This is a genomic window from Candidatus Poribacteria bacterium, from assembly GCA_016866785.1.
Lineage (GTDB): Bacteria > Poribacteria > WGA-4E.
Genome location: VGLH01000204.1, coordinates 1 through 4,454, shown reverse-complemented (window position 1 = coordinate 4,454; position 4,454 = coordinate 1). Strand labels below are relative to the sequence as shown.

The following is a 4,454-nucleotide window of genomic DNA, read 5'->3' as shown; positions in this document are numbered from 1 at the left end:
TATCGACCCAGCGCGTGTCACACCCGCCCACACGCTCAAAGACGGCACGGATTACGTTCCGACGAAGCGCGAAGTGCTCCTGGGGCACCACTTCACGTCCATCGCGGGAACCGGCCCCATCGTCGGTCCCGCCATCGCGATCATCTGGGGCTGGGTTCCGGCGCTTCTCTGGGTCGTGTTCGGCTCCATCTTCATCGGAGCGGTTCACGACTTCGGAGCGCTCGTGCTGTCCGTGCGGCATCGCGGCACGTCTATCGGCGACCTGGCGGGCACGCTCGTCAATCCGAGGGTGCGACGCGCGTTCCTATCGATCATCGTCATCGCGCTCTACATCGTTCTCGCCGTCTTCACGCTGGTCATCGCGAACATCTTCGCCCTCTTCCCGCAGTCGGTGATCCCCATCTGGATCGAGATCCCGATCGCCGTCGCGTTGGGGTACTGGATGTACCAGCGGGGCAAGAACCACGTCGTCGCCTCGATCATCGCGGCGGTTACGCTCTACGTCTTCGTCGTCATCGGGGCGTACGTCCCGGTGGCGCTGCCGCCCACCATGCCGTTTGGGCTGACGCCCGTCACGTTCTGGTCGATCACGCTCTTCATCTACGCCTACATCGCGTCCGTCTTGCCGGTGCAGAAGCTCCTCCAGCCGCGCGACTACATCAACGGGCATGAACTGTACATCGCGATGGCGTTGCTCGTCCTCGGGCTGATCGTCGCCCATCCGCCGATGATCGCCCCAACCTACCACCCAGCCGTCGCCGACGGTCCCCCGATCTTCCCGTTCGTCTTCATCACGATCGCCTGCGGCGCCATTTCGGGGTTCCACTGCATGGTGTCATCGAGCACCACGTCGAAGCAGCTCTCCTCCGAGAGCCATGCGCAGACCATCGGCTATGGGGCGATGCTCATGGAGGCGGCTCTGGCGACGCTCGTCATCGTGGCGTGCGGCGCGGCGCTGGGACTGCCGGACGGACGCGGAGCGGCGGCGTTCGCGGAGCACTATCCGTCATGGCAGGCGGCTGGTGGGCTCAAAGCAACGTTGGGCGCGTTCGTCTCCGGCTCGGCGGCATTGCTCGAATCGCTGGGAATCCCGCAGAACGTCGCCATCGCCATCATGGGCGTCATGGTCGCGTCCTTCGCGGGAACCACGCTCGACACGGCGACCCGCATCCAGCGATACGTCATCAGTGAGTTGGCAACCGATCTGCGAGTTCCGATCCTACAGAAGCGTCATCCGGCGACCTTTGTCGCAGTCGCCACGGCGGCGGTTCTCGCGTTTCAGAAGCAGGGAACCGGCGGCTTGCTGCTGTGGCCCCTCTTCGGCACGGCGAACCAACTCATGGGAGCCCTGGCGCTGATGATCGTCACGGTCTGGCTCGCTCGGAACCGGAAGCCCATCGTCTTCACCGCACTGCCGATGCTCTTCATGGTCGCCATGAGCGGGTGGGCGCTCATCGCCAACCTGGCGGAGTACGCGTCGGACAGCAGCAAGTGGTACCTCCTGGTCATCGGCGGGGTCATCGCGGCGCTAGAGCTGTGGATGATCGTAGAGATCGCCGCACATGTGGCGTCCAAGCGCGGTTCAGAGGCGATGGAGGGCACGCCCGGCGCCTGATCCCGGTTGTGAGCCAGCGCGAGCATAGTCGGCTAGGCATCCTCGGCTGGGTTCGGGTGCAGCAGCGTCTTGACGCGCTCGTCCAACCCGAGCAGCGGCGAGTGGTCGAAGCCGATGTGCTCCTGATACCAGCAGAACGTCGTCGTGTCGTCGATCCAGCCGCCCGCCTGGTGGATCGCGCTCATGCGTTCTTGGAACGGCGCGATGATGCCGAGGCTTTTGCGGAGCTCGCGGACGTCGGTGTTCCCTATCCAGTGAGGACACGATCACGCGGCGTTGCGCGACCGTGTCCGTTGAGCCCCTCCGTGGCGACGGCTATACTCGAAACGATCGGAGCAGAAATGCCCCACAAAGGAGCCTTCGTGCTCATCTGGCTCACGGCTTGCGCGTTCGCCGCGACGGCGAATGCCGCGTCTTCGGTTCCCCTAAGCGAGCTCTACCCGGGCGATGCCGGCATCGCGTCCGATCCCAGCGTCATTCTCGCCGAGGACTTCGAGGGCGAGAGGTTCGACGCCTGGGACAATCGTGGCGCGCAGGACGGCGCGCTCGAGTTGGAACGCGACCCGTCGAACGTCCACGGCGGGAAACAGTCCGTCCGCATGACCGCCACGCTTGGGAAGGACAACGGAAGCTACCTTTTCAAGCGGTTCGACGGTCACGACGACGTCTACGCGCGGTTCTACGTCAAGTTTGCCGAGGACTGCGACTACGTCCACCACTTCGTCCACCTCGTCGCCGAGAACAACGCCAACAAGTGGCCCTCCGGCGGGGCGGGGCTTTTGCCGGCGGGCGACGCGAAGTTCTCGACGGGCTTGGAACCGACGGGCAAGTGGGGTCGATACCCGCCGCCAGGGGCGTGGAATTTCTACTCGTATTGGTGGCAGATGAAGGGGGCTCCTGACGGCAAGTACTGGGGCAACTCGTTCGAGCCAAAGACGCCCGTCGTGCCCGAACGCGGCCGCTGGTACTGCGTCGAGATGCGGCTCACAGCGAACACTCCGCCGAACGCTGACGGCGAGCAGGCCTTCTGGATCGACGGCGTGCCGGTGGGGAGGTTCGGGGGGATCAACTGGCGCAACACGGATGCGCTGAAGGTCAACGCCTTCTGGCTGCTCTTCTACGTGACCGGGCAATCGACGAAGAACCCGATCAACCGCGTCTACTTCGACGACATCGTCGTGGCGACGCGCTACGTGGGTCCGAAGACCGACCGGCGCTAGCCGGTCAGCACTGGGAGAAGGAACCCCGCATGGCTCATCATGTCGCGTTTCTCATCGGCGAGAACGAGTACAAGTCCGAGCGGACGATGCCTCCTGTCGCCCACGAGCTCGTCACGCAATACGGCATGAGCACGTCGGTGCTCATCGCGAAGCCGGAGCTGACGACGCTTCCCGGACTGGACGCCCTGGCGGAAGCCGATCTCGTCGTGACGTATCTCCGGTTCATCGCGATCCCCAAGCTGCAGCTCGACAAGATCCAGGCGTATCTGGATTCGCGGAAGCCCATCGTCGGGCTTCGGACGTCGACGCACTCCTTCCGCTACCCGGACGACTCGCCGCACAAGGACTGGAACATGTTCGGCGACTGGGTCTACGGCACGCCGTGGAAGTTCCACTACGGCGGTGGGTCCACCACGGACGTGACGGTCATCCCGGAGAAGGCGCACCACCCGATCCTGACGGGTGTCGATCGGGCGTTCCATTGCCGATCATGGCTCTACTACGTCTACCCGCTGCCGGACGACTGCGAGTACTTGATGATGGGCAAGTCGGTCGGAGAGAGCCACCGCGAGGATCGGGAGGACAACCCGGTCGCGTGGACACGTTCGGCGGGAGGCCGGCGCACCTTCTACACGTCGCTGGGACACCCGGAGGACTTCGAGGTTCCCGCGTTCCGCAAGCTGCTCATCAACGGCATCTTCTGGGCGCTTGGGGAACCGGCTCCCACTTCGTGACGGCAACCGTCCAGATCGTACATGACAAGCGCCCGACCAGACGGTCGGGCGCTTCGTATTGTCGCTGACTAAAGCGCGGCGAGCTTACCGGACTCTTCCCACTCCGCAACGGCGTCGTCATCGCCGATGTGCTTGCCGTCGACGAAGACCTGAGGCACGTCCCTCCGTCCGCAGAGCGTCTCGATCTCATCGCGGAGTTCGGGTCTGCCGGCGACGTTGATCTCTCGATAGGCAGTCTTCGTCCGGCGGAGGATGTCGAGCGCGCGAGTGCAGTAGGGGCATCCGGTCGTGGTGTAGATGAGGACTCGCGGGTCCGCCATGGTATGCCTCCATTCGGTGCGGCGTGGCGTTCACAGATACTGCCGAGCCCATGATACTCGATGCGGGGCATCGACGGCGCTCCGGGCGATGACGCCGCGAACCGCCACGCCGAACCCTATCCGAGGCGCGTCTGGATCCAGACGGTCGCGTCGCCGCCGCACTCGATCACCATCCGGCGCATGCGCGCTGCCAGTCGATGTTGGCGAAAAGCCGGTGGGTTCGCCTAGGCGTGTCGCGTGCGGGACCGGCTGGCTTGCCAACGTTGACGGTCTGTGAGTACCTTCGTGGTAGAGGGTTCCATGATGAATCGTCCCGCTCGCATGAACCGTCGTTGGCTTTCGGCGCTTGCCGGGGTAGGACTCGTCGCGGCGGCGCTCGCGGTCGGTTCTGCCCTGATGGAGGTGCGCCAGCGGGGGCGCGCGATGCGCCAGCTCTTCGAGGGACAAGCGGCGATCCTCACCGAGGTTTTGGGAGACGCGGCGCTGCACGCCGCTCGCGCCTCGGATGCGCTGGAATCGACGACGACGCGCCGCCTCGAAGACCTGCTCATCCTGTTGGACAAAT

Annotated in this window: 5 protein-coding genes; 4 read left to right on the top strand and 1 reads right to left on the bottom strand. The window is 64.7% G+C overall.

Annotated elements, in window-relative coordinates; translation table 11 throughout:
- The 3 genes from FJZ36_18165 to FJZ36_18155 form a co-directional block, all read left to right on the top strand.
- On the top strand, positions 1–1,615 hold a 1,615-nt coding region (locus FJZ36_18165), incomplete at its 5' end, for a carbon starvation protein A (GenBank protein ID MBM3216824.1).
- A gap of 362 nt (positions 1,616–1,977) precedes the next feature.
- The gene (locus FJZ36_18160; protein MBM3216823.1) at positions 1,978–2,835 is read left to right on the top strand and encodes a hypothetical protein; all 858 of its coding nucleotides are present in this window, start codon (positions 1,978–1,980) and stop codon (positions 2,833–2,835) included.
- 29 nt (positions 2,836–2,864) lie between these two features.
- Positions 2,865–3,569, top strand: coding sequence for a ThuA domain-containing protein (locus tag FJZ36_18155; protein ID MBM3216822.1), 705 nt, complete (start codon positions 2,865–2,867; stop codon positions 3,567–3,569).
- Between the two features lie 68 nt (positions 3,570–3,637).
- Here the strand turns inward: FJZ36_18155 and FJZ36_18150 are convergent, their stop codons facing one another.
- Positions 3,638–3,889 carry a glutaredoxin gene (locus FJZ36_18150; GenBank protein ID MBM3216821.1) on the bottom strand — a complete coding sequence of 84 codons (252 nt, stop codon included), beginning with the start codon at positions 3,887–3,889 and terminating at the stop codon, positions 3,638–3,640.
- A gap of 303 nt (positions 3,890–4,192) precedes the next feature.
- Here FJZ36_18150 and FJZ36_18145 point away from each other — a divergent pair.
- Positions 4,193–4,454 (top strand): hypothetical protein (locus FJZ36_18145; GenBank protein MBM3216820.1); only part of this gene is annotated, 262 nt, incomplete at its 3' end.

What these genes read in the sequence shown, in the direction of transcription:
- FJZ36_18150 (MBM3216821.1), bottom strand. Translation starts at nt 3,889, where the DNA reads ATGGCGGACCCGCGAGTCCTCATCTACACCACGACCGGATGCCCCTAC.
- FJZ36_18155 (MBM3216822.1), top strand. Translation starts at nt 2,865, where the DNA reads ATGGCTCATCATGTCGCGTTTCTCATCGGCGAGAACGAGTACAAGTCC.